General features: G+C 65.2%; 21 protein-coding genes and 1 tRNA gene. 10 read left to right on the top strand and 12 right to left on the bottom strand.

All coding sequences use genetic code 11. The annotated features are described in order from the left end of the window. Positions 1-38: 38 nt before the first annotated feature. The 9 genes from ABIE58_RS07395 to fumC form a co-directional block, all read right to left on the bottom strand. Positions 39-854: an NUDIX domain-containing protein gene (locus tag ABIE58_RS07395; RefSeq protein WP_354544068.1), complete on the bottom strand. Its 816-nt coding sequence runs from the start codon at positions 852-854 to the stop codon at positions 39-41. Next, positions 851-1,309, bottom strand: coding sequence for a TrgA family protein (locus tag ABIE58_RS07400; RefSeq protein WP_354544069.1), 459 nt, complete (start codon positions 1,307-1,309; stop codon positions 851-853). The genes ABIE58_RS07395 and ABIE58_RS07400 overlap by 4 nt, the downstream gene beginning before the upstream one ends. After that, positions 1,310-2,551, bottom strand: a complete 1,242-nt coding sequence (locus ABIE58_RS07405) for a class I SAM-dependent methyltransferase (protein WP_354544190.1) — start codon at positions 2,549-2,551, stop codon at positions 1,310-1,312. It lies immediately after the preceding gene. Positions 2,552-2,562: 11 nt separating this feature from the next. Next, complete coding sequence (locus ABIE58_RS07410; RefSeq protein ID WP_354544070.1) at positions 2,563-3,984, bottom strand: cryptochrome/photolyase family protein; 1,422 nt, start codon at positions 3,982-3,984, stop codon at positions 2,563-2,565. Positions 3,985-4,034: 50 nt separating this feature from the next. Continuing rightward, on the bottom strand, positions 4,035-5,258 hold the full coding sequence (locus ABIE58_RS07415; RefSeq protein WP_354544071.1) for an aminotransferase class V-fold PLP-dependent enzyme: 1,224 nt from the start codon (positions 5,256-5,258) through the stop codon (positions 4,035-4,037). A gap of 101 nt (positions 5,259-5,359) precedes the next feature. Beyond that, positions 5,360-7,009, bottom strand: a complete 1,650-nt coding sequence (locus tag ABIE58_RS07420; protein ID WP_354544072.1) for a BCCT family transporter — start codon at positions 7,007-7,009, stop codon at positions 5,360-5,362. A gap of 237 nt (positions 7,010-7,246) precedes the next feature. Beyond that, the gene (locus ABIE58_RS07425; protein WP_354544073.1) at positions 7,247-7,477 is read right to left on the bottom strand and encodes a ribbon-helix-helix domain-containing protein; all 231 of its coding nucleotides are present in this window, start codon (positions 7,475-7,477) and stop codon (positions 7,247-7,249) included. A gap of 82 nt (positions 7,478-7,559) precedes the next feature. Further along, positions 7,560-7,742, bottom strand: a complete 183-nt coding sequence (locus ABIE58_RS07430; protein WP_354544074.1) for a DUF4169 family protein — start codon at positions 7,740-7,742, stop codon at positions 7,560-7,562. Further along, positions 7,739-9,130, bottom strand: coding sequence for a class II fumarate hydratase (gene fumC, locus ABIE58_RS07435; protein ID WP_354544075.1), 1,392 nt, complete (start codon positions 9,128-9,130; stop codon positions 7,739-7,741). Before fumC ends, ABIE58_RS07430 begins: the two co-directional genes overlap by 4 nt. 292 nt (positions 9,131-9,422) lie before the next feature. Between fumC and proS the strand changes: the two genes are divergently transcribed. Beyond that, a complete protein-coding gene (gene proS / locus ABIE58_RS07440; protein ID WP_354544076.1) occupies positions 9,423-10,778 on the top strand; it encodes a proline--tRNA ligase in 1,356 nt (451 codons plus the stop codon). 54 nt (positions 10,779-10,832) lie between these two features. Next, positions 10,833-10,908 (top strand) — tRNA-Ala (locus ABIE58_RS07445). 66 nt (positions 10,909-10,974) lie between these two features. Here the strand turns inward: ABIE58_RS07445 and ABIE58_RS07450 are convergent. The 3 genes from ABIE58_RS07450 to ABIE58_RS07460 are packed head-to-tail and all read right to left on the bottom strand — an operon-like array spanning position 10,975 to position 14,359. Beyond that, positions 10,975-11,622 carry a response regulator transcription factor gene (locus tag ABIE58_RS07450; RefSeq protein ID WP_354544077.1) on the bottom strand — a complete coding sequence of 216 codons (648 nt, stop codon included), beginning with the start codon at positions 11,620-11,622 and terminating at the stop codon, positions 10,975-10,977. Next, positions 11,619-13,046: a cache domain-containing protein gene (locus ABIE58_RS07455; RefSeq protein ID WP_354544078.1), complete on the bottom strand. Its 1,428-nt coding sequence runs from the start codon at positions 13,044-13,046 to the stop codon at positions 11,619-11,621. Before ABIE58_RS07455 ends, ABIE58_RS07450 begins: the two co-directional genes overlap by 4 nt. A gap of 50 nt (positions 13,047-13,096) precedes the next feature. Next, positions 13,097-14,359, bottom strand: a complete 1,263-nt coding sequence (locus ABIE58_RS07460; protein ID WP_354544079.1) for a SulP family inorganic anion transporter — start codon at positions 14,357-14,359, stop codon at positions 13,097-13,099. A 177-nt stretch (positions 14,360-14,536) separates the two neighbouring features. Between ABIE58_RS07460 and ABIE58_RS07465 the strand changes: the two genes are divergently transcribed. The 8 genes from ABIE58_RS07465 (at position 14,537) to ABIE58_RS07500 (ending at position 22,248) form a co-directional block, all read left to right on the top strand. Beyond that, positions 14,537-15,616 carry a TRAP transporter substrate-binding protein gene (locus ABIE58_RS07465; protein ID WP_354544080.1) on the top strand — a complete coding sequence of 360 codons (1,080 nt, stop codon included), beginning with the start codon at positions 14,537-14,539 and terminating at the stop codon, positions 15,614-15,616. Between the two features lie 108 nt (positions 15,617-15,724). Beyond that, the gene (locus tag ABIE58_RS07470) at positions 15,725-16,615 is read left to right on the top strand and encodes a TRAP transporter small permease subunit (RefSeq protein ID WP_354544081.1); all 891 of its coding nucleotides are present in this window, start codon (positions 15,725-15,727) and stop codon (positions 16,613-16,615) included. A gap of 14 nt (positions 16,616-16,629) precedes the next feature. Next, positions 16,630-18,981, top strand: a complete 2,352-nt coding sequence (locus ABIE58_RS07475) for a TRAP transporter large permease subunit (RefSeq protein ID WP_354544082.1) — start codon at positions 16,630-16,632, stop codon at positions 18,979-18,981. A 104-nt stretch (positions 18,982-19,085) separates the two neighbouring features. Next, positions 19,086-19,385 carry an aspartate aminotransferase gene (locus ABIE58_RS07480; RefSeq protein WP_354544083.1) on the top strand — a complete coding sequence of 100 codons (300 nt, stop codon included), beginning with the start codon at positions 19,086-19,088 and terminating at the stop codon, positions 19,383-19,385. Between the two features lie 52 nt (positions 19,386-19,437). Further along, positions 19,438-20,727: a lipoprotein-releasing ABC transporter permease subunit gene (locus ABIE58_RS07485; protein WP_354544084.1), complete on the top strand. Its 1,290-nt coding sequence runs from the start codon at positions 19,438-19,440 to the stop codon at positions 20,725-20,727. Beyond that, positions 20,720-21,403, top strand: a complete 684-nt coding sequence (locus tag ABIE58_RS07490) for an ABC transporter ATP-binding protein (protein ID WP_354544085.1) — start codon at positions 20,720-20,722, stop codon at positions 21,401-21,403. The genes ABIE58_RS07485 and ABIE58_RS07490 overlap by 8 nt, the downstream gene beginning before the upstream one ends. After that, positions 21,400-21,807: a c-type cytochrome gene (locus ABIE58_RS07495; RefSeq protein WP_354544086.1), complete on the top strand. Its 408-nt coding sequence runs from the start codon at positions 21,400-21,402 to the stop codon at positions 21,805-21,807. Before ABIE58_RS07490 ends, ABIE58_RS07495 begins: the two co-directional genes overlap by 4 nt. Positions 21,808-21,846: 39 nt before the next feature. Further along, the gene (locus tag ABIE58_RS07500; RefSeq protein ID WP_354544087.1) at positions 21,847-22,248 is read left to right on the top strand and encodes a DUF4864 domain-containing protein; all 402 of its coding nucleotides are present in this window, start codon (positions 21,847-21,849) and stop codon (positions 22,246-22,248) included. Positions 22,249-22,301: the final 53 nt, after the last annotated feature.

The following is a 22,301-nucleotide window of genomic DNA, read 5'->3' on the forward strand; positions in this document are numbered from 1 at the left end:
GTTCGTTGTCAAAGGTGTATGGGGTCGCGGCGCGGAACTCAAGCAGCCGCCCGCAGCCGCGCCCGCTCGCGCTCCAGCCACAAAAGCCCCAGAACCAGCGGCCCGTTATTGGCCTCGCCGCTGGCCACAAGCGCCATCGCGGCGTCGAAGCCGATCACATGGGTGCGGATATCCTCGTTCTCGGTATCCAGCCCGCCCCGCCCCTGCCGCGCCTCGGGCAGATCGCACAGCCCGAGGAAAAGATGAAACATTTCCGTGGAATAGCCCGGTGTGCAGTAATGGCTGGAAATCTTTTCCAGCCGCTGCAATTCCAGCCCAGCCTCCTCGACGCATTCGCGCCGGGCGCAGGCCTCGGGCGTCTCGCCGCCATCCACGCGCCCCGCCACCGGCTCCAAAAGCCACGGCAGCGGATCGCCGCGCCCATAGGGGCCCATGCGGAACTGCTCGACCAGCAGAACCCGGTCGCGCGCCGGATCATAGGGCAGAACCAGCGCCGCGTCGGTCGCCACAAAGACCTCGCGCAGCAACTCGGGGCTTTGCCCGCCATCGAAACGCGGATGCCGCAGCCGGTAGCGGCGGGTGAGGAAAAAACCGTCATGGGTGGTCTCGCAACCCGCCTCGGCCACCGCCTCGCGGGGGGTATCGCTGCGCAGGGCCACAGGCGCGGGCGTGGCGCGCGCGGCAATGCGCGACGCGGCGCGGGCAAGGATCATATGCCGCCGCGCCGCCATCGCCGCCACCGGCACGCCCTGCGCATGGCCGCGCAACACCTCCCCGGCGGCCTCGCGCCGCACCTCGTCGCTCAGGCCCTCGCCCAGCACCGCAGCCAGATATCGCGCCTCTGCCCCGCTCACGACCAGCGCCGTTCCGCCGCCTCGGCCACCGCGCCGACAAGAAACCCGCCCGCCAGCAGCACCCCGATCAGGGTGCCGTCGAGCATCACCACCGCATAGTCGGCAGCCAGATCAAACATCTTGAACAGGCCCCGCATAACGCCCGTGATCCGACCGTCAAGCGCGAGGCTCAGCATCTCGTAAAGGCTCTGGACAAATATCGCCCAGAACACCAGCGCAGCCATCCCCGTCAGCCCGGCGCTGATGCCGGTGGCATAGCCATAGCCCAGCCGCCGCCCGGTCACCCGCCAGGCACACAACATCCCGAGCGCGACATTGACATAGTTGAACCAGCCGAAATCGGTGCTTTCCTCAACCAGCGGGCGATAGAGATCTGACCCGATCCAGCCCAGCGCCCCCATCCCCATCGCGGCGACAAGCTTTCCTGCGGTGGGCATGGTATCGGTGACGGGCATTCATCCGGGCCTTGCAAGCGTGATCTGCGTGACATCGCAACTACCGCCTTTGAACGCCGCCGCGCAAGAGGCAAGGTAGAAATCCCACATCCGCCGGAACCGCGCATCAAAGCCCTGCGCCGCGATCTCGGGCCAACGCGCGTCAAAACCCGCGTGCCAGCGGCGCAGCGTCTCGGAATAGCTCGCGCCGAATTCCCGCGATCCGAGCACCGCCAGCCCCGCGCGCGCCACCTCTTGCCGCAGCACCGATGGCCCCGGCAGCATCCCGCCGGGAAAGATGTATTTCTGGATGAAATCCACGTCCTTGCGGTAAGCCGCAAAGCGGTGATCCTCGACCGTGATGATCTGAAGGCAGGCCCGTGCGCCGGGTTTCAGGCGGTCGCGCAGGCTCTTGAAAAACACCGGCCAATATTTCTCGCCCACCGCCTCGAACATCTCGATACTGGCAACGCCGTCATACTGGCCGCGCTCGTCGCGGTAGTCTTGCAATTTCAGGTCTACCATATCGGCAATTCCGGCCTCATCCATGCGTTTTTGCGCATAGGCAAGCTGCGACGGGCTGATCGTGAGGCCCGTGACGCGCAAGCCGCGCTCCCTGGCCGCATATTCGGCGAACCCGCCCCAGCCACAGCCGATTTCCAGCACATGATCGCCCGGCCCCACCCCCAGCGCATCGACCATCGCGCGATACTTGGCGGTTTGCGCGGCCTCGAGGCCCTCGTCTCCGGTCTCGAACAGGGCGCTGGAATAGGTCATCGTCCGATCGAGCCAGAGCGCGTAGAAATCATTGCCCAGATCGTAATGGTATTCGATATTGCGCCGCGCCTGGCTCTTGGAATTGCGCTTGAACCAGAAGCGAATGCGCTCGTAAAACTGCGCGATCTTCTGCCCCGGATAGCCGTTATAAAGCCCCTCGTTGTCATCGCTCAGCAGGTCGAGAAAGGCTTGCAGGTCCGGCGTGGACCACGCGCCATCAAGATAGGCCTCGCAAAACCCCAGATAGCCCTCGCGCACCAGCCGCGCGAAGACATCGCCGTCATGGATGTCGATCCGCGCGTTGATGCCCGGTGCCGCCCCCTCGGCGCGAAAGAGCCGACCATCGGGCAGGCCGATATCGAGCCGCCCGGCGCGCATCGCCTGCGCCACGCCAAAGCAGCGCGCGAAATAGCGCGGCAAGCCGGTCTCGCCCGCAATACTGCGGCGGGGCGCGCCGGCCTTGGCCAGCCGGGTCTCGTTTGCCATATCCTTCATTCTCAGAACTCCCTTGCCTCATAGGCCGCAAGGGCCCGTTTGCGCCCCTCGGCCAGACCGACCAGCGGGGCGGCGGGGTATGAATCGCCCGGCGACAGGCCCCATGACCTTGGGATCGCGTCGAAAAAGCTCAGCGCCGTGGCCGGGGGCCGCGCCTGCCCCTCGGCGATCCATGCCCGCGCATAGGCGCCCTCGGGGTCGAATTTGGCCAATTGCGTCTCGGGGTTGAACACGCGGAAATAGGGGGCCGCGTCCGGCCCGCAGCCTGCCGTCCATTGCCATCCCATCGCGTTCGAAGCCGGGTCCCAATCGGTCAGGCACTCGGCGAACCAGTCCATACCCACCCGCCAATGCACCATCATATGCTTGGTGAGATATGACGCCACGTTCATGCGCGCGCGGTTGTGCATCCGCCCTGTGACATACATCTCGCGCATCGCCGCATCCACGAAGGGCACGCCGGTGCGCCCCTGTTTCCAACGTAGCACGGCGGCATCTGCGGTCTCTGACCACGGGAATGCGTCCCAGTCCTGCCGCCAGTTGCGATGCAGGATTTCAGGCGTGTGATAGATCAGGTGATAGGCAAATTCGCGCCAGACCAGTTCCTTGAGCCAATGCTCGGCCCCCTGCGCCCCCTCATGCAGCGCCCGCCTGCCCGCGTGCCAGCACTGGCGCGGGGAAATCTCGCCATAGGTGAGATTTTCCGACAGCCCCGAAGTGCCCGCGATACCGGGATTGTTGCGCGCGTCCTTGTAGGGGCCGATGGCCCCCGCCATGAACGCGCCAAGCCGGTCCTGCGCCGCGCCCTCGCCCACGCATTGATGGGGCAGGCAGACGCCCGCGCCGCGATCCATCGCCGCGCCCATGCGCCAATCGTCCAGCCGGTCGCTTGCAGGCCATGCATCGGGCGCGGGCATGCGCGCCGGGGCGGGTTGCGGCGCGGGCACCTCGCGATCCTTCACCGCGCGCCACATCGGGCTGTAGACCTTGTAGAACCCGCCGGTGCCGGTCTCGACGGTCCACGGCTCGAACAACAGGTGCGCGTTGTGACTTTGCGCCTTGATATTTCGCTCTGTCAGAGCCGCCTTTATCTCGGTGTCGCGGGCGATGGATGCAGGATCATATAGCCGCGACCAGTGCACCGCCCCCGCCCCCAGTTCGCGGGCAAGCGACAAGATCACCTCTTGCGCCCTGCCCCGCCGCAGGATCAACCGGCTGCCGCGCCCCTCCAGATCGCGCGCCAGCGCCGCCAGCGACAGGCCCAGCCGCCATTTCGGCGCGGCCCCGAGGGCCTCGACGCCCTCGTCATGGATGAAGACGGGGATCACCGGCCCACCATCCGCACAGGCAGCAATCAGCGCGGGATGATCAGACAGCCGCATATCACGCCGCAGCCATAGTAATACCGGTTTGATGCCAGACATCCCCCGCCCCTCGTGTTTACGATATGTTACGCGGGGGGCCGGGGACCGGATCAAAGAATATCGTCAAGCGCCACCATCAGCCGGGCAACCTCGTCCGCGCTTGTGTAATGCACGAAGCTGAGCCGCAGCACGCCGTGGCCGGGGTCGATCCCCATCGCCCCGAGCGGGCGCTGCGCGTAGAAATCGCCGCCCCCCGCCATGATGCCATGCGCCGCGAGCACGGCGGCGGCCTCGGCACCGGGGCGATCGAGCGCCAGCGCCACCGTGGGCGCGCGCGCGGCGGCATCGCCGGGGCCAAGAAGGCGCACCGAATTGCGCTCCTTCAGATGATCGAGCAGCGGCTGCAACAGCGCCACCTCATGCGCGCGCATCAGGTCATGCACGCCCCTGTTGCGCTCTGTCGGGCTGCCGGTGATGCCGTGATGTGCCGCCAGCGCGTCGATATAATCGGCGATGCCCGCGCAGGCCGCCACCTGCGCGTGATCCGGCCCCGCAGGCGTGAACCGCTTGTAAAGCACGTCGCCGTTGAAATGATGCGCCTGATTGGGCAAGAGCCGCGCCAGCTCGCGACGAATGACCATGATGCCCTGATGCGGGCCATAGGTCTTGTAGGCCGAGAACAGGTAGATATCCGGCCCCATCCGCCCGACCTCGGGCAGGCCGTGGGGGGCATAGCTCACCCCGTCAACGCAGACAAACGCCCCCGCCGCGTGCGCCACCGCGGTGATCTCCACAACCGGGTTGACCGCGCCCACCACGTTGGAGCAATGCGGGAAACACACCAGCCGCACCCGCTCATCCAGCAGGTTTTCAAGGTCCGCCGGATCGAGCAAGCCGCTCTCGGGGTCGACCTTCCATTCGCGCACGTCAAAGCCCGCCTCGGCCAGCCGCCGCCACGGGCCGGAATTGGCCTCATGATCCTGGTTGGTGACGATGATCGCATCGCCGGGCTCCATCCATTGCCGGAACGCCTGCGCCAGAACATAGGTGTTGGCGCTGGTCGAGGGGCCGAAACTCAGCTCGTCAGTGCCGATCCCCAGCATCGCCGCAAGCCTCTGCCGTGCCTCGTCCATCTCCTCGCCCGCAAGGCGGCTGGCCTCATAAGGGCCGTAGGGCTGCACCTTGCGGCTGCGGTAATAGCGCTCCAGCCGAGCGATCACCGGCGCGCAGGTATAAGAGCCGCCCGCGTTCTCGAAAAACGCCTGACCGTCAAGCGACGGCTCGGCAAAGGCCGGGAATTGCGCCCGCACGAAATCATTGTCCAGCGTTACCATCGTCATCCCCCCTAGTGTTTCGCCGCCACCAAACAGCAAAGCCCCCCGGCGTGCAACAGCCGGGGGGCTTTGGTCGTGATCCGGGCTGCGGGAACCCGGCGTTACCGTTTCTCGGAGGCCAGCCCCTTCCAGATCATCAGGCAGAGCAACAGCAGGATGATCGTGAACGGCAGGCCCGTGGAAATCACCATCGCCTGAAGCGAGGTCAACCCGCCGCCAATCAGCAGCGCGATGGCCACCAGCCCCTCGAAGGTGCACCAGAACACCCGCTGCGGCACCGGCGCATCGACCTTGCCGCCCGCGGTGATCGTGTCGATCACGAGGCTGCCACTGTCGGACGAGGTCACGAAGAACACGATCACCAGCACGATGCCGATGGTCGAAGTGATCGATGCGAGCGGCAGGCTGTCCAGCATCGCGAACAGCGACAAGGGCGGGTTGTAGCTGTCGATCACCTGCGCCTTGACGGCGCTGGTTTCGGGATTGGCGATGATATCGTTGATCGCCGCCCCGCCGAACACCGCCATCCAGAATACGCAGACAACCGACGGGATGATGAGCACGCAGGTGATGAATTCGCGCACCGTGCGGCCCCGGCTCACGCGGGCGATGAACATGCCCACGAAGGGTGACCAGCTGATCCACCACGCCCAGTAAAACGCCGTCCAGCCCTGCATATAGCCGGTATCCTCGCGCCCGAACGGGTTCGACAGCGGGATAACCTCCTTGAAATAGGCCCCGATACCAGTCACGAACTCGCTCAGGATACTGGCCGCCCCGGCGGCGATGACCACAAAGACCAGAAGCGCCAGCGCGATCACCATGTTGATCTCCGACAGCACCTTGACGCCACCATCAAGCCCGCGCAGCACCGAGACAAGCGCAATCGCGGTGATGCCGATGATGAGGATCACCTGCGTCGTCACCCCCTCGGGGATACCATAGACATAGTTGAGCCCGGCATTGGCCTGCTGTGCGCCAAGGCCCAGCGAAGTGGCCAGGCCAAAGAGCGTGGCAAAGACGGCCAGCGTGTCGATGATATGGCCGGTCCAGCCCCAGACCCGATCGCCCAGGATCGGGTAAAAGGCCGAACGGATGGTGAGCGGCAGGCCCTTGTTATAGCTGAACAGCGCCAGCGCCAGCGCCACCACGGCATAGATCGCCCAAGGATGCAACGCCCAGTGATAGCTGGTTGCCGCCAGCGCCATGCGCCGCGCCTCGGCGATATTCGCCTCGATGAGCACCCCATCCTCTGTAAAGGGCCGCACCGCGCCCAACGGCTCGTCGCCCCAGGGCGTGCCAAAGTAATAGGCAGGCTCCAGCACGCCAAAGAACATGAGCCCGATGCCCATGCCCGCGGCAAACAGCATCGCGAACCAGCCGGTATAGCTGTAATCGGGCGATGCCTCGGTGCCACCAAGGCGCACCGAGCCATAGGGCGTCACGATGAGCAGCAGGCAGAAGATGACGAAGATATTGGCCGCCGACAGGAAGAACCAATCAAACGTCGTGGTCAGCGCGGGCCTGAGCCAGCCGAAGAAATCCGCCGCATGTTGCGGCGCGATGAGCGCATAAGCGACAAACGCGATCACAACCAGCCCCGAGATCACGAAGACGGGGTTGTGAATGTCGAGGCCGAACGGCCCAATCTTCGTCTGAATATTGTCCTGACCGATCTGATAATCGGTCTCGATGATCTCCGAATGCCCTTCCGGCTCGGGGATACCCTGGTTGGCGGTATCGTCTGACATCCCGTGTCCCTCCTGTTTGTCCAGCGGCGAAGCGGGCAGGTGCGAGGCGTGCCCCCCACCCGTTCCCGCCGGGCTTTTCCTCGTCCGAAGGCGGGCAGCTTGCCGCCGCCGGACATATCTGCCGCCCATCGGGCGGTCTGCGCGTATCCCAAGGGTAACGCGGGTTACGCCCGGTCTTCAACCGGGTGCGGTGGGATTCATGCGGAAAACGACACACCGCGCCTAGGGATGACGGTTTTACGACGCCTCTGCCCGCGCGCGGTAATGGGCGAGCACATAGAGCCGGATGGCCGAGGCCAGCCCCGTTGCGGGGTCGCGCGCCGCGTCGATCTCGGCGGCAAGCGCGTTGAGCGCGCGGCCCTCGGCTTGGGCGATCTCACGGAAGGCCTGCCAGAATTCATCCTCCAGCGACACGCTGGTGCGGTGCCCTTGCAGGGTGAGCGAGCGCTTGACCGGTCGCGCGGTCATCGCAGGCAAGGGGTGGGGGCGCTGCCCCCGTCGCCGCAAGCGGCGACCCCCCCGGAATATTTAAGGCAAGATGAAGCGCGCATCACTCCTCCTCGCGGCGGTGGGCGTCGAGATGCGCGCGGGCGCGAGCGAAGGCCGTTTTCTCTTCGGCCTTCTGCGCCTTGGTTCGGCCAAAGCGGGCCGCGTTCTCGTCGGCGCGGGCCTTTTTCGCGGCCCGCGCGCGCTCTTTTCTCAACCGGTTGAGGTTGACCGGCCCCTCGCTCATTTCGGGCCGATCATGTCCTCGGGGCGCACCACGCGGTCAAAGGTTTCGCCATCGACAAAGCCAAGGGCAATCGCCTCTTCCCGTAGGGTGGTGCCGTTTTTGTGCGCGGTCTTGGCAACCTTGGTGGCATTGTCATAGCCGATGGTGGGGGCAAGGGCCGTAACCAGCATCAGGCTTTCCTTCATAAGCTTGTCGATGCGCGGCGCGTTGGCCTGAATGCCGTTGAGCATGCGCGCGGTGAAGCTGGCGGTGGCATCGCCCAAAAGCTGGATGGATTGCAACAGGTTATAGGCCATCATCGGATTGTAGACGTTAAGTTCAAAATGCCCCTGCGACCCTGCGAACTTGATCGCTGCGTCGTTGCCCATGACATGCGCCGCCACCTGCGTCAGCGCCTCGGCCTGCGTCGGGTTGACCTTGCCGGGCATGATCGAACTGCCCGGCTCGTTCTCGGGCAGGATCAATTCGCCAAGGCCAGAGCGCGGGCCCGAGCCGAGAAAGCGGATGTCGTTGGCGATCTTGTAGCACGACCCCGCCACCGTCGCCAAAGCCCCCGACAGGAACACCATCGCGTCATGCGCGGCCAGCGCCTCGAACTTGTTGGGCGCAGTGACAAAAGGCAGACCGGTGATCGCGGCCATATTGGCCGCCACGGTCGTATCCCAGCCATGCGCGGTGTTGAGGCCGGTGCCCACCGCCGTGCCGCCCTGTGCCAGCTCATAGATGCCGGGCAGGCAGGCGTTGACGCGCGCAATCCCCTGCCGCACCTGATGCGCGTAGCCGGAAAATTCCTGCCCAAGGGTCAGCGGCGTCGCATCCTGCGTATGGGTGCGGCCGATCTTGATGATGTCCTTGAACTCGGCCGATTTGGCCTCCAGCCCCGAGGCCAGCGCCTCCAGCCCCGGCATGAGCACATCGCGCACGCTCATGGCGGCGGCGATATGCATGGCGGTGGGGAAGGTATCGTTCGAGGATTGCCCCATGTTGCAATGATCATTGGGATGCACCGGGTCCTTGGAGCCGATGGTGCCGCCGAGGATCTCAATCGCGCGGTTGGCGATGACCTCGTTGGCGTTCATGTTGGATTGGGTGCCAGACCCCGTCTGCCACACCACAAGCGGGAAATTGTCATCGAATTTACCCTCGATCACCTCGCCCGCCGCCTGAATGATCGCCTCGGCCAGCCGCGAATCGAGCTTGCCGCTCGCCTTGTTGGCCTCTGCGCAGGCCTTCTTGATGACGCCCAAGGCCCGCACGATGGGCACGGGCTGACGCTCCCAGCCGATGGGGAAATTCATGATCGAGCGCTGCGTCTGCGCGCCCCAGTATTTATCGGCGGGCACGTCGAGCGGGCCGAAGCTGTCGGATTCGGTGCGGGTGGCGGTCATGTCGGGCACTCCTTGGCGGTTTGCCCCGTCATATCGCAGGTATCGAAAAGATCAATACTGTATACGACGGGATACAAAGGTGCGCCCGCATGATGACGCAACCGGCAGGGGCGGGTTCTCTCCCCGAGGTCAAGCGCCGCCCTCGGCACCGCCTCGATGCAGATCAGCGGCGCAGCCAACACAGGCCGCCCACCGCGAGCCGTGCGGTTCGCGCCGCAAACCGGTCGGTTGTCGGGCGCGGATTAATGGCTTAGACCGCGCCTTGACACCGTTTGACCGAGGAATCCCGCCCATGCGCCTGAGCCGTTATTTCCTGCCCGTTCTCAAGGAAACCCCCGCCGAGGCGCAGATCGCCAGCCACCGGCTGATGCTGCGCGCGGGCATGATCAAGCAGGCCAGCGCCGGGATTTATTCCTGGCTGCCCCTGGGCTTCAAGGTGTTGCGCAAGCTCGAGAACATCGTCCACGAAGAACAGGTGCGCGCGGGTCATATCCCGATGCTGATGCCGACGCTGCAATCGGCCGATCTGTGGCGCGAGAGCGGGCGCTATGACGATTACGGCGCCGAGATGCTGCGCATCACCGACCGCCACGGGCGCGACATGCTCTACGGTCCCACGAACGAGGAGTTGATCACCGATATTTTCCGAAGCCATGTCGGCAGCTATCGCGACCTGCCGCTGACGCTCTACCATATCCAATGGAAATTCCGCGACGAGACGCGCCCGCGTTTCGGCGTCATGCGGGGCCGTGAATTCCTGATGAAGGACGGCTATAATTTTGATTTGACAAAAGAGGACGCGCTGCACGCCTATAACCGCCATCTGGTGAGCTACCTGCGCACCTACGAGCGGATGGGGCTTCAGGCGATCCCGATGCGCGCCGATAGCGGCCCCATCGGTGGCGACGACACGCATGAATTCCTCGTGCTGGCCGAGACGGGCGAATCGGAGGTGTTCTATGACAGCGCCATCACCGATCTGAAATTCGGCGACCGCGAGATTGATTATGACGATCCCGCGCAATGCCGCGCCGTGCTCGATGAATTCACCGCGCGCTATGCCCGCACCGATGAGACCCATGACGAGGCCCTGTTTGCGCAAATCCCCGAAGAGCGCCGCCGCGTCGCGCGCGGCATCGAGGTGGGGCAGATCTTCTATTTCGGCACCAAGTATTCCGAGCCGATGGGGGCCACGGTGCAGGGCCCCGATGGCAAACCGGTGCCGGTGCATATGGGCAGCCATGGCATTGGCGTCTCGCGCCTCATCGGCGCGATCATCGAGGCGTCGCACGACGAGCGCGGCATCATCTGGCCCGAGGGGGTGACGCCCTATCATGCGGGGATCGTCAATCTCAAGCAGGGCGATGCGGAGGCGGATGCCGCCTGCGAGGCAATTTATGCGTCTCTTGAGGCACTTGGGCTGGAGCCGCTTTACGATGACCGCGACGAGCGCGCAGGCGGCAAATTCGCCACGATGGACCTCATAGGCCTGCCGTGGCGGATCACGGTGGGGCCGCGCGGATTGAAGAACGGCGTGGTGGAACTCACCTCGCGGCGCACGGGCGAAAGCGAGGAATTGCCCCCCGAGCAGGCGGTGGCGCGGCTCGCAGACCTCTATGCCGGGCACGTTCTGCGGCCGAGTATCTGAGCGGCGATCCGCCTCTTGACCTTCGCACATGGATCGCGCAAATCGGCGCGCATCGGGGCCTTAGCTCAGCTGGGAGAGCGCGTCGTTCGCAATGACGAGGTCAGGGGTTCGATCCCCCTAGGCTCCACCATCGCACCGCTTGTGCCAGAATGTGCCAGAACGTGCGCGCATCAACGCGCGGGCCGATTGCGGGCGGTCACATGCGCACGCCCGTGCCCTGCAACACCCCGTGTTCGAGCGCGTAGCGCGTCAGCCCCGCCGTCGAGGCGATGCCAAGCTTGCGCTTGATATTCTTGCGATGCGTCTCGACCGTGCGCACGGAAATATCGAGCGCGCGCGCCACCTCCTTGTTCGCCTTGCCCTGCGCGAGCATCAGAAGGATGGTCTGTTCGCGGTTGGTGAGCTGTTCGCGGTCCGGCGCGGTGAAGGGTGCGAGCGAGCCTTGCGCGCCAGTGCACAGGTAGCGTTGCCCGGCCATGACCGCGTCGATGGCGTGCTTGATCTCGTCCACGGGCACGTCCTTGAGCACATAGCCCAGCGCCCCGTGGCTCAGCGCCGAGGAAATGTATTCGGGGCTGTCATGCATCGACAGGATCAGGATGCGGGTGCCGGGGCGGCGCTCCAGCAGGATTTCGGTGGTCGACAGCCCGCCGATCCCCGGCATGTTGAGATCGAGCAGCACCACGTCGGGGGCAAGCTCGGCCACGCGGTCGATGATCGCCTGCCCGTCACATAGCGCTGCGATGACCTCGATATCGTCATAGCCTTCGAGGATGGACTGGATGCCCTCGGTGACCATCGGGTGATCGTCAACGATGACAACGCGGGTGCGCGCTTGGGTCATGCCGTTGCCCTTTTCGTGTCTGGGACCGTCTCGGTCTGGCCCTGCGGGGTGAGAAGATGGGTGAGCGGCACGGTGGCCTCGATCTCGGTGCCCTGCGGCGAGGAGCGGATGACAAGCCGCCCGTCGATCTGCTCGATACGTTCCTGCATGTTGCGCAGCCCGATGCCGCCGCCCGCGCCGGGTCGCGCCTGCCCCGCATCGAGGCCGCAGCCATTGTCGGTGATGCGCAGCGTGCCGCCACCCGCATGGCCGCGCAGGTCGATATGAACGCGGGTCGCGCCGGAATGCCGCTCGATATTGGTGAGCGCCTCCTGCGCCACGCGGTAAAGCGCGATCTTGGCCTCCTCGTCGAGCCGGTTACGAAACACCACCGTGTCGAACCGGGTGGCGATACCCGTGCGCCGCCCGAAATCCTCGGCCAGCGCCTTGAGCGCGGGGCCAAGCCCGAGATCGTCGAGCGCGCCGGGGCGCAGGTCACGGCTGATGCGGCGCACCTCCTGGATGGCAGTGGACAGATGCGCGGCCCCGCGCGTGAGCGTATCCTCGGCGCGTGCATCGCCTGCGGCCAGCCGCCTGCGCGCGGTTTCCAGCGCATAGCGCACGCCGACGAGGATCTGGCTGATACCGTCGTGCAATTCGCGCGCGACGCGGCCGCGCTCTTCCTCCTGCGCGTCGAACACGCGCTGCGTGAGTTTCTTGAGCTTGGCATCGGCAAGGCGGCGCTCGCGGATGGTGATGGAGAGGCCGGTGACAAAGACGAAGATCAGCGCGAGTATGGTCGCCCCACCGAGATAGGCGAATGTGCGCCGCACCCGCGCCTCGACCTGCTGGCGCGAGGTGGCAACGGTGGCGATCACATCGTCGATGAAAACGCCGGTGCCGATCGCCCAGCGCCAATCCTGAAGCCCGATCACATAGGCCACCATCTGCCGACGCTCGCCGGTCGAGGGCTTGGGCCAGACAAAGCTGTGATAGCCCCCGCCCGAACGCGCCAGCCGGATCAGCTCGTCGGTGACGGGCACGCCCGAGGGATCTTCGAGCCCGGTCCAGTCGCGGCCGATCAATTCGGTGCGCCGGGGGCTGACAAGATTGGTGCCATCATAGTCGAACACGAAGAAATAGCCATCCTGGCCATAGAGCATGGCCGCGAGGATCTGGCTCACCTCGCGCATCGCCGCACGGTCATCGGGGGCGGCGCGGCCATAGATGTTGACAAAAGCGGTGCGCGCGATGGAGATGTAATTGCGCAGCTCGGCGCGCTTGGCCGCGATAAGCTGCGCCTCCAGCGTCTTGATCTCGCGTTCAGCCATCTGGCGCGCCTCCAGCGTCACCACGAGCGCCACTACCGCCGCCATGAGAATGAGCGGCAGCGTGGCGATCAGGAACAGTTTCTGTCCGTAGTTGAGCCGAAGGCGTGCAAACATGCGATCCCGGATACCCGCACGCGCGCCGCAAATCCAGCGTTTCGCGCGGCTCAGCGGTCGGGGTCGTGCCAATCGGCCTCGGGCACCGCGCGCCGCCGCAGGCGCAGCGCCAGCCCGAGCGCCACACCCACACCGATAGCGAGCGCGAGATCGGTCAGCACCGTCAGCACCAGCGTGAGCACCAGAAGCACCTGATCGGAGCGCCGCGCCGCCAGATGCCGCCGCCAGTGCTGCACCTCGGACATGTTCCACGCGGTGATGAGCAACAGCCCCGCCAGCGCGGGCATGGCAAGATAGCCCGCCAGCGGCGCGGCCAGGATCATCACGACAAGGATGGTCAGCGCGTGCACCATCCCCGCCACCGGCGTGCGCCCGCCCGCGTGCACATTGGTGGCGGTGCGCGCAATCGCCCCGGTCGCGGGCAAGCCGCCAAAGAGCGCCGAGCCGATATTGGCCGCGCCACCCGCGATCACCTCGGCATTGGGCCGGGTGTTGCCGTCGATCATCCGGTCGGCGACCGAGGCCGACAAGAGCGATTCCACCCCGGCCAGGAACGCGATGATGAGCGCCGAGGGCAGCAGATCGAGCATCCGCTCGATACCGAGCGCCGGGATATGGGGCATGGGCAGCGTGGCAGGCAGCGCGCCGAAGCGCGAATAAAGCGTATCGACCGGCAGGTTCAGCACCGCCACCGCCGCCGAACAGACCGCCATCGCCACGATCAGCCCCGGCAAGCGGGGCGCAAGCCAACGCAGCGCCACGATTGCGGCGATGGTCGCGATGCCGATCACAAGCGCCTGCGGGTTGAGCGTGGCGCGCGCGTCCCACAGGGCGGCGATCTTGGGCAGGAAATCGGCGGGCAGTTGCGCGGTATCGAGGCCGAAAAGATCGGCAAGCTGGCTTGTGGCGATGATGATGGCGATACCGATGGTAAAGCCGTTGATGACCGCCTCGGGGATATGCCGCACGAGGCTTCCGGCCTTGAGGCGGCCTGCGACCAGCATGATGACCCCCGCCATCAGCGTCGCCAGTATCAGCCCGTCATGGCCGTGCTCGGCGATGACGCCATAGACCACGACGATGAAGGCCCCCGTCGGCCCGCCGATCTGCACCCGGCTGCCGCCGAGTGCCGATATGAGAAACCCGCCAATGATCGCGGTCACAAGCCCGGTGGCCGGGTCCGCCCCCGAGGCGATGGCGATGGCGATGCTGAGCGGCAGGGCAACCATCGCCACGGTGATCCCGGCCAAGAGATCGGCGCGAAACAGCGCGGCGGTATAGCCCGACAGGGTAGTGAGGATCTTTGGCTTCATGACGATGTTGAACACCCGCAAAGGACGATATGCAAGTGATGCGCGCGGCGCGCAAAAATCGCCGCTCTACGCAGTAATCGGTATTTGCAGGTCACGAATCGCGGTCTAAGGTCTGCGCACGATCTGCGGGCTGTCCGTAAGAGGCATATCCGCGCCAACACAACCGGGAGGAAAATAATGGATCGTCGTTCGTTTCTGACAAAGACCGCACTGGGCGGCGGTGCCGCCGCGGCGACGCTGGCCGCGCCCGCAATCGCGCAGGGCAACCGCACGCTTACGATGGTGACAACCTGGGGCCGTGGCCTTGCCGGTGTGTTCGACGCCGCACAGCGCGTGGCCGACACCATCAACGGCATGACCGATGGCAGCCTGACGGTCGATATCAAGGGCGCGGGCGAGCTTGTTGGCGCGTTCGAGGTGTTCGACGCCGTGACCGCTGGTCAGGCTGACATGTATCACGGGGCCGATTACTATTTCGTCGGTCAGCACCCGGCCTATGCCTTCTTTACCTCGGTGCCCTTCGGGATGACCGCGCAAGAGCTGGTCAACTGGTATTACCACGGCGACGGCGCGGGCTTTCACGACGAGCTGGGCCAGATCTTTGGCCTCAAATCCTTCCTCGCGGGCAATACCGGCGCGCAGGCCGGTGGCTGGTTCAACAAGGAAATCACAGGTCCCGAGGATTTCAACGGTCTCAAGTTCCGGATGCCGGGCCTTGGCGGCAAGGCGCTGGGCAAGCTGGGCGCAAGCGTGCAGAACCTGCCCGGCTCGGAAGTGTATCAGGCGCTGGCAAGCGGTGCCATCGACGGCACCGAGTGGATCGGCCCCTGGGCGGATGAAAAGGCCGGTTTCCAGGAAATCACCAAGACCTATTACACCGCCGGTTTCCACGAGCCGGGCGCGGGCCTGTCGGTGGGCATGAACCGCGAGGTCTTCGAGAGCCTCAGCGCGCCACAGCAAAAGATGGTCGAGATCGCCTGCGCCGAGGCGCATCAGTGGAACCTCGCGCAGTTCCTCGCCAACAACTCGGCGGCGCTTCAGCGGCTGCAATCGGCGGGCGTCAAGACGATGGAATTCCCCGAAAGCGTCTGGGATGCGTTCGGCAAGGCCGCCGACGAGACCCATCAGGAGAACATGGGCGACGACATCTACAAGCGCGTCTATGACAGCTACATGGCGTCGATGGCCTCTTCGTCATCGTGGATCGCAAAATCCGACGGAGCCTATACCGCGCAGCGCGACCGCGTGCTGGGCTGATCCATCATCCTTGACCAGAACGGCGCAGGCCCCGGCATTCCGGGGCCTGTGACCATACCCGGTTAAGGGGCAGATGCGTGGCCGCAACCGGGCGCGCAAGGGGGGAAGATGATCGACGCAACCCTATGGATTCTTCAGAATATCGGCATGGCCTTCTATAATCTCGGCTATGCGGTCAGCCATCCGGGCCTGTGGCTCGACTGGTCCGACAAACAGGCGATCGTGCGGGTCGTCTATTATGGCGGATCGGTGGAATTCTTTTTCGTGGTATTCACCACCTTCCTGGTGCTGACCGGCATCGGGCTGTGGCGCAACGGCTTCATGTGGGGGTGCGTGCGGGTGCTGGAGGGGTTTGCCAACACGGTGGGCCGCCTTGTCGCCTGGGCCGGGCTGATCATGGTGCTGCAACAGATCGTCATCGTCTTTATCCAGCGCATCTTCGCGCGGCCCGACATCGTTCTGGGCTTCGGTATCCCGCTGCAATTCGACATCAGTTGGTGGGGCGAGGAACTCAAGCTTTACAACGCGATGGTGGTGGCGCTGTGCTGCACCTACACCTTCGTTCAGGGCGGCCATGTGCGGGTGGACCTCGTTTACGCGCAGGTCAGCCACCGCGCCAAGCGCGTGATCGACATGGCCGGCAGCCTCATCTTCATGATGCCGATGGCGGTGCTTATCTGGATGTATGGCTGGTTTTTTCTCTGGCGGCACCTGATCGTGCCGAAACCCTCGGCCTCGGATCAGCTTGACCGGCTGTTGATGAAATCGCGGGCGCTGCGCTGGAATGTCGAGACCATCGGTTTCAGCCCGAACGGGTTCAACGGCTATTTCCTCTTCAAGGTGCTGCTGGTGTTCTTCGCGGGCATGGTTTTCCTGCACGCGATGGCGTTTTTCTGGCGGTCCTGGCTGGAATGGAAGGAAGGGCCGGAAAGCGTCGGCAAACACCTCGACCGCGACACGCTGGGCGAGGGCGAAGAAGCCTATGAAGGCACGCATTAAAGGGACGGGAAACCATGCTATTCGGACTTGACGGCGTCGAGATCGGCCTTCTCATCGTATTCCTGTGCCTGTTCGGGGGGATCTTATCGGGCTTTCCGGTAGCCTTTGCCATTGGCGGCGCGGGCGTTGTCTCTTTCGCGATCATCGCCGGGCTGGATAGCGCGGGGCTGTTGATCCATCAGGCCATCGACACCGGAAGCGCAGCCTATGACGCGGTGGTGGCCACCGGTGTGCGGCCCGATTCCATCTCGATCTTCCGATACCCCGACCTGCCGCGCACCGGCGTGCCGGTGTTTCCGCAGGGCTGGGAGATGGCGCTGGATCGCAACGTGTCGTTCATCGTCAACCGGATCAACGAGCGGGTGCTGGCGGGAGCCGCCATCGAGACGCTGCTGGCGGTGCTGATGTTCGTGATGATGGGGATCACGCTGGAACGCTCCAAGATCGCCAACGACCTGCTGACCACGATGGCACGGGTGTTTGGCCCGCTGCCGGGGGGCCTCGCCGTGTCGGTGGTGGTGGTGGGCGCGTTCCTTGCCGCCTCTACCGGGATCGTCGGCGCCACAGTGGTGACGATGGGCCTGTTGAGCCTGCCCACGATGCTGCGCAACGGCTATAGCCCGCAACTCTCCACCGGGGTGATCGCGGCCTCGGGCACGTTGGGGCAGATCATCCCGCCCTCGATCGTGATCGTGCTCTTGGGCACGCTGGCGGGCGATCTTTATTCGGTGTCGCAGGAAAACCGCGCGCAGGAGGCCGGGTGCACCGACGCGCTGACCTATCTGGGAGAGCCTGCGGTGGTCTCGGTCGGCACGCTGTTTCAGGCGGCGCTCTTGCCCGGCATCCTGCTGGCGCTGCTCTATGCGCTCTATGCCTTTGGCTATGCGCTGGTGAATCCGAAAAAGGCCCCGGCGGTCCAGTTCGGTGCCGCGACCGGAGAGCCGATCACCGCGACCGAGCGGTTTACCTGGTTCGCGGGCCTGCCGGTCGCGCTGATCGCGGGCATGATGCTGCTGTCATCGCTGGGCGTGGTCGGCTCGCAAAGCCTGCGCGTGGACAGCTTTACCGATATGGGCCAGACCGCATCGCTGCGCACCAATGTGAGCGACGAGTGCAAGGCCTCGATGATCGCGCTGCACGGCCAATCGGCCTGGGATACTGCCGTGGCGGAACAGGAGGCCATCGACGCCGCTGGCGGTGTCGAGCAAAGCGTGCGCCTCAGCCCCGAGGAGATCGAGGCGCTGATCGCTGAAAAATCCGCCGATGCGGCCCCCATCGGCACCGGCGTGGCTACGATCATGCTGATGCTGGCGCTGGTCCTAGTGCTGGCGCGCGGCGTGAAGCCCTCGGCCTCGCCCGCGCCGCTGCTGGTGGGCGCGCTGGGGATCGTGCTGGGGCTTGTGGTCGATATCCTGCTCATCGCGCCCTCGGCCTCGTCGGGGGTGACATGGCTGTTGCTGGCGGTGCCGATGGCGATGGCGCTCTATGGCGCGGCGCATGGCGCGGCGCGGCTGGCCGGAAACGAGCTTATCCGCGTGGTATTCCCTCCCCTGGTGCTTATCGTGGCGGTGCTCGGCTCGATCCTTGGCGGCATCACCAATCCGACGCCCGCCGCCGCCCTTGGCGCGGGCGGGGCGATCATGCTGGCGGCCTACCGCAAGCTGCGCGACCAGGACCGCTCGCCACGGATCATACTGTTTTCCACGCTGGCGGTGGTGGTGGCGATCCTCATCGGCATCAATTTCGACCTGCGGATCAACCAGGACGGGGTGAGCTTCGAGAGCTGGGTGGCCTTCTTCTTTGCCTATGCCGCCTATCTCTACGCATTGTTCGGCCTCTTGTTTGCCTGCTGGGTGCTCTATGCTGGCGGCGTGCTCAGCCCGGTGGTGCGCGAGACCGCCAAGGTCACGAGCATGGTGTTCACCATCCTGATCGGCTCGCAGCTTCTCAACCTCGTGGTGATCTCTTTCGGGGGCGAGCATTACATCCAGGATTTCCTCAAATCGTTTGATAACGAATTCAAGGTCTTCCTGATCGTGATGCTGGTGCTCTTCATCCTCGGCTTCGTGCTCGATTTCCTCGAAATCATCTATATCGTGATCCCGATCGTCGGCCCGGTGATCTATGGTGGCAGTTTCGATCCGAAATGGGTGACGATCATGATCGCGGTGAACCTGCAAACCTCGTTCCTCACGCCACCCTTCGGCTTTGCGCTCTTCTACCTGCGCGGGGTGGCCCCGCCAGGGGTGACCACGGGCCATATCTACGCGGGCGTCGCGCCCTTCGTGCTCATCCAGGTGCTGGGGCTGGCGATCTTGTGGTTCTTCCCAGGTATCGTCACGATCCTGCCCGATCTGATGGGCTGAGGCGGGGGGCCCCACCATCCCCCGCACCGCCTCGCATCGGTGGGGTGTCACCCACCCTACCGCCCTTAACCTCCCCTTTACCAATCGTCCTGCACACTACCCCTATGCAAAACCGCAATTCTCCCCTCTCGCCCGATATTTGGCTGCATGATCTCTTCACCTCCAAGGCGGTGCAAGAGGGGGCCGTGATCCGGCGCAAGGCTCGTGACATCGAGCGGTTCGCGGGGATGGGCCAGTTCATGCGCGAAATTCACCGGCGCGGATACCAGGTAGTCGAAAATTCCGGTCAGATCATCATCTTCTGCAACCGCGCGCCAGTGCGCTGGCTCACCCCGCCGCCGATTTCTTTAAAAGAAATCGGCACGAAATCTTTTCAGGATTTCGCACCCCCCGATCATCCTTGACGCCCCCAGTTGAAAACCGCACTGTCCGCGCGATCTCGAGACAGGAGCCGGAATGGTCGCGACCCCTCCCCCCTTTGCCGCGTTTGAGTGGATGATCGCGTGGCGCTACCTGCGCGCGCGCCGCGCCGAGGGCGGGGTGAGCGTGATGACCTGGATCAGCCTCATCGGCATCACGCTGGCGGTTTTCGCGCTCATTGCCACGCTGTCGGTGCGCTCGGGGTTTCGGGCCGAGTTCGTCGATACCATCCTTGGGGCCAATGCCCATGCCACCGTCTATCAGGCCGGGCAGGCCGATGCGGTGACGGGGCGCATCGACCGCACCATCGCCGAATATGACGCGATAGCCGCGCGCCTGCGGGCGCTGCCCGAGGTCACCCGCGCCGCGCCGCTGGTCAAGGGGCAGGTGATGGCCACCGCGCAGGGGCGCAACGCGGGCGTCGAGGTGTTCGGCATCGCGCCGGAAAACCTTGTCACCATCCCGCGCGTGGCCAACCAGGAAACGGCGCAGGGGGACATCGCGCGCTTTGCCGAAGGCATCGCCATCGGCTCTGGCGTGGCGCGCGAATTGGGGCTGGGCGTGGGCGACCGCATCCGCCTGATCTCGCCCGACGGGGTCAAGACGCCGCTGGGCACAAGCCCGCGGATCAAATCCTACGAGGTGGTCTATGTGTTCACCGCCGGGCGCTATGATATCGACCGGGTGCGCGTCTACCTGCCCTTTGCCGAGGCGCAGAGTTTCTTTAACCGCGACGGGCGCGCAGACGAGATCGAGGTGATGGTGCGCGCGCCCGAACGCATCGAGGCGCTGGTGCCCGATCTGTTGCGCGCGGCCGGAGAGCGGGCGCTGGTCTGGACCTGGCGGGATTCCAGCGGCGCGTTTCTGCGGGCGCTGGAGGTGGAGGATAACGTGATGTTCGTGATCCTCTCGATTTTGGTGCTCATTGCCACGCTCAACATCACCTCGGGGCTGGTGATGCTGGTCAAGAACAAGGGCCGCGATATCGGTATTCTGCGCACGATGGGCCTCAGCGAAGGCTCGATCCTGCGGGTGTTTTTCATCTGCGGGGCGTTCACCGGCCTTCTTGGCACGGCGGCGGGGGTGGTTTTGGGATGCCTCTTCGCGATCTATATAGACCCGGTTTTTTCCTTTGTGAACATGATGATGGGCGGGCAGGTCTGGGATCCGTCGATCCGCGGTATCTATCACCTGCCGGCGAAATTGCAGGCAGGCGACGTGGGCACCGCCGTGGCGCTGTCGCTGGGGCTGAGCTTTGTCGTCACGATATTCCCGGCACGGCGGGCGGCGCGGATGAACCCGGTGGAGGCGCTGCGCTATGAGTGACGCGATGCTGCGCCTTGCGGGCGTCGAGAAGGGGTATAATCGCGGCGAAGTGGGCGAGATCCGCGTGCTTCAGACCGTGGATCTTGCGGTTGGGCGCGGCGAGATGGTGGCGCTGGTCGCGCCCTCGGGGGCGGGCAAATCGACGCTCTTGCACATCGCCGGGCTGCTGGATACGGCGGATGCGGGCACGGTCGAGATCGACGGCGCGGATGTGACCGGCCTCGGTGACCGGCGGCGCACCGCGCTGCGGCGGCGAGAGATCGGCTTCGTCTATCAATTCCACCACCTGCTGCCGGAATTCTCGGCGCTGGAGAACGTGATGCTGCCGCAGCTTGCCAATGCCGTGCCGCGCCGCGAGGCCGAGGCGCGGGCGCGCGCGCTTCTGGCCGAGGTAGGGGTGGCGGCGCGCGCGGAGCACCGTCCGGCGGCGATGTCGGGGGGCGAACAGCAACGGGTGGCGTTCTGCCGCGCGCTCGCGAACCGGCCCGGCCTGCTTTTGGCCGACGAGCCGACCGGCAACCTCGATCCCGGCACCGCCGAACAGGTCTTTGCCACGCTGGAGGCGCTGGTGCGGGGTGAGGGGCTGGCGGCGCTGATTGCCACGCATAACCTCGATCTTGCGGCGCGGATGGATCGCGTGGTGCGGCTCGATCAGGGCCGGGTGGTGGTGCCATGAAACGGGTGATTGCAACACTGGCCTGTCTGGCCGCAACCGGGACGACAACCGGGGCTGTGGCACAGGATGCCCGCATCGGCGAGCGGCTTTATGCGCGCTATTGCACCGCCTGCCACGGCGCGACCGGCGCGGGCGACGGGCCAATGGTGCGGGTGCTGACGGTCGATCCGCCCGATCTCACGCGGCTTGCCGCGCAAAATGACGGGGCGTTCCCACGCAGGCGGGTGATCTGGCGGATCGACGGGCGCGACCCGATCCTTGCGCATGGCAACGAGATGCCGGTTTACGGCGACCTGCTGGCGGGTGCACGGCTCGACATTCGCGACGAGACCGGCGAGATGATCCGCAGCACGCAGCCGATGGCCGATCTGCTGGCCTTTCTCGAAGGCTTGCAGGCGCGGTGATACGCGCTATCTACGCGCCACAACAGCGGAGGAAATGCCATGCGTCGCGCCGTTTTGTCGATCCTTTTCGCCATGCTGCTGCCGGGCCTTGTTCAGGCGCAGGACAGCGCCGCGCGCGCTGTCATCGCCGACCAGATTGCCGCCTTTCAGGCCGATGACGTGACCCGCGCCTATGACCTTGCCAGCCCGTTCATTCAAGGCAAGTTCCAGACTCCCGAGATTTTCGGGCGGATGGTGCGCGAGGGCTATCCGATGGTGTGGCGGCCCTCGGAGGTGACCTTTCTGGAGGCGCGCGAGGTGGGGGGGCGGCTCTGGCAGGACGTTTTCCTGCGCGACGCGGCGGGGCGCGGCTTTATCGCCGAATACGAGATGATCGAGATTGAGGGCGCGCTCCGGATCAACGGCGTGCGCATCCGCGAGGCCCCCGAGACAAACGTGTAATCGCCCGGCGGCCCACCGTCACGGTGGGCTGAGACCCGGTTAACGGCACGTTG

The sequence above is a fragment of the Roseovarius sp. MBR-78 genome (assembly GCF_040547535.1).
GTDB lineage: Bacteria > Pseudomonadota > Alphaproteobacteria > Rhodobacterales > Rhodobacteraceae > Roseovarius.

Excerpts from the sequence above, each read along its gene's own strand:
- fumC (WP_354544075.1), bottom strand. The coding sequence starts at position 9,130 with ATGACCGCCACCCGCACCGAATCCGACAGCTTCGGCCCGCTCGACGTG.
- ABIE58_RS07410 (WP_354544070.1), bottom strand. The coding sequence starts at position 3,984 with ATGTCTGGCATCAAACCGGTATTACTATGGCTGCGGCGTGATATGCGG.
- ABIE58_RS07430 (WP_354544074.1), bottom strand. The coding sequence starts at position 7,742 with ATGAGCGAGGGGCCGGTCAACCTCAACCGGTTGAGAAAAGAGCGCGCG.
- ABIE58_RS07460 (WP_354544079.1), bottom strand. The coding sequence starts at position 14,359 with ATGAAGCCAAAGATCCTCACTACCCTGTCGGGCTATACCGCCGCGCTG.
- ABIE58_RS07470 (WP_354544081.1), top strand. The coding sequence starts at position 15,725 with ATGATCGACGCAACCCTATGGATTCTTCAGAATATCGGCATGGCCTTC.
- ABIE58_RS07420 (WP_354544072.1), bottom strand. The coding sequence starts at position 7,009 with ATGTCAGACGATACCGCCAACCAGGGTATCCCCGAGCCGGAAGGGCAT.
- ABIE58_RS07485 (WP_354544084.1), top strand. The coding sequence starts at position 19,438 with ATGGTCGCGACCCCTCCCCCCTTTGCCGCGTTTGAGTGGATGATCGCG.
- ABIE58_RS07425 (WP_354544073.1), bottom strand. The coding sequence starts at position 7,477 with ATGACCGCGCGACCGGTCAAGCGCTCGCTCACCCTGCAAGGGCACCGC.
- ABIE58_RS07455 (WP_354544078.1), bottom strand. The coding sequence starts at position 13,046 with ATGTTTGCACGCCTTCGGCTCAACTACGGACAGAAACTGTTCCTGATC.
- ABIE58_RS07415 (WP_354544071.1), bottom strand. The coding sequence starts at position 5,258 with ATGGTAACGCTGGACAATGATTTCGTGCGGGCGCAATTCCCGGCCTTT.
- ABIE58_RS07405 (WP_354544190.1), bottom strand. The coding sequence starts at position 2,551 with ATGGCAAACGAGACCCGGCTGGCCAAGGCCGGCGCGCCCCGCCGCAGT.
- ABIE58_RS07480 (WP_354544083.1), top strand. The coding sequence starts at position 19,086 with ATGCAAAACCGCAATTCTCCCCTCTCGCCCGATATTTGGCTGCATGAT.
- ABIE58_RS07500 (WP_354544087.1), top strand. The coding sequence starts at position 21,847 with ATGCGTCGCGCCGTTTTGTCGATCCTTTTCGCCATGCTGCTGCCGGGC.
- ABIE58_RS07490 (WP_354544085.1), top strand. The coding sequence starts at position 20,720 with ATGAGTGACGCGATGCTGCGCCTTGCGGGCGTCGAGAAGGGGTATAAT.
- ABIE58_RS07450 (WP_354544077.1), bottom strand. The coding sequence starts at position 11,622 with ATGACCCAAGCGCGCACCCGCGTTGTCATCGTTGACGATCACCCGATG.
- ABIE58_RS07465 (WP_354544080.1), top strand. The coding sequence starts at position 14,537 with ATGGATCGTCGTTCGTTTCTGACAAAGACCGCACTGGGCGGCGGTGCC.
- ABIE58_RS07495 (WP_354544086.1), top strand. The coding sequence starts at position 21,400 with ATGAAACGGGTGATTGCAACACTGGCCTGTCTGGCCGCAACCGGGACG.
- ABIE58_RS07400 (WP_354544069.1), bottom strand. The coding sequence starts at position 1,309 with ATGCCCGTCACCGATACCATGCCCACCGCAGGAAAGCTTGTCGCCGCG.
- ABIE58_RS07475 (WP_354544082.1), top strand. The coding sequence starts at position 16,630 with ATGCTATTCGGACTTGACGGCGTCGAGATCGGCCTTCTCATCGTATTC.
- proS (WP_354544076.1), top strand. The coding sequence starts at position 9,423 with ATGCGCCTGAGCCGTTATTTCCTGCCCGTTCTCAAGGAAACCCCCGCC.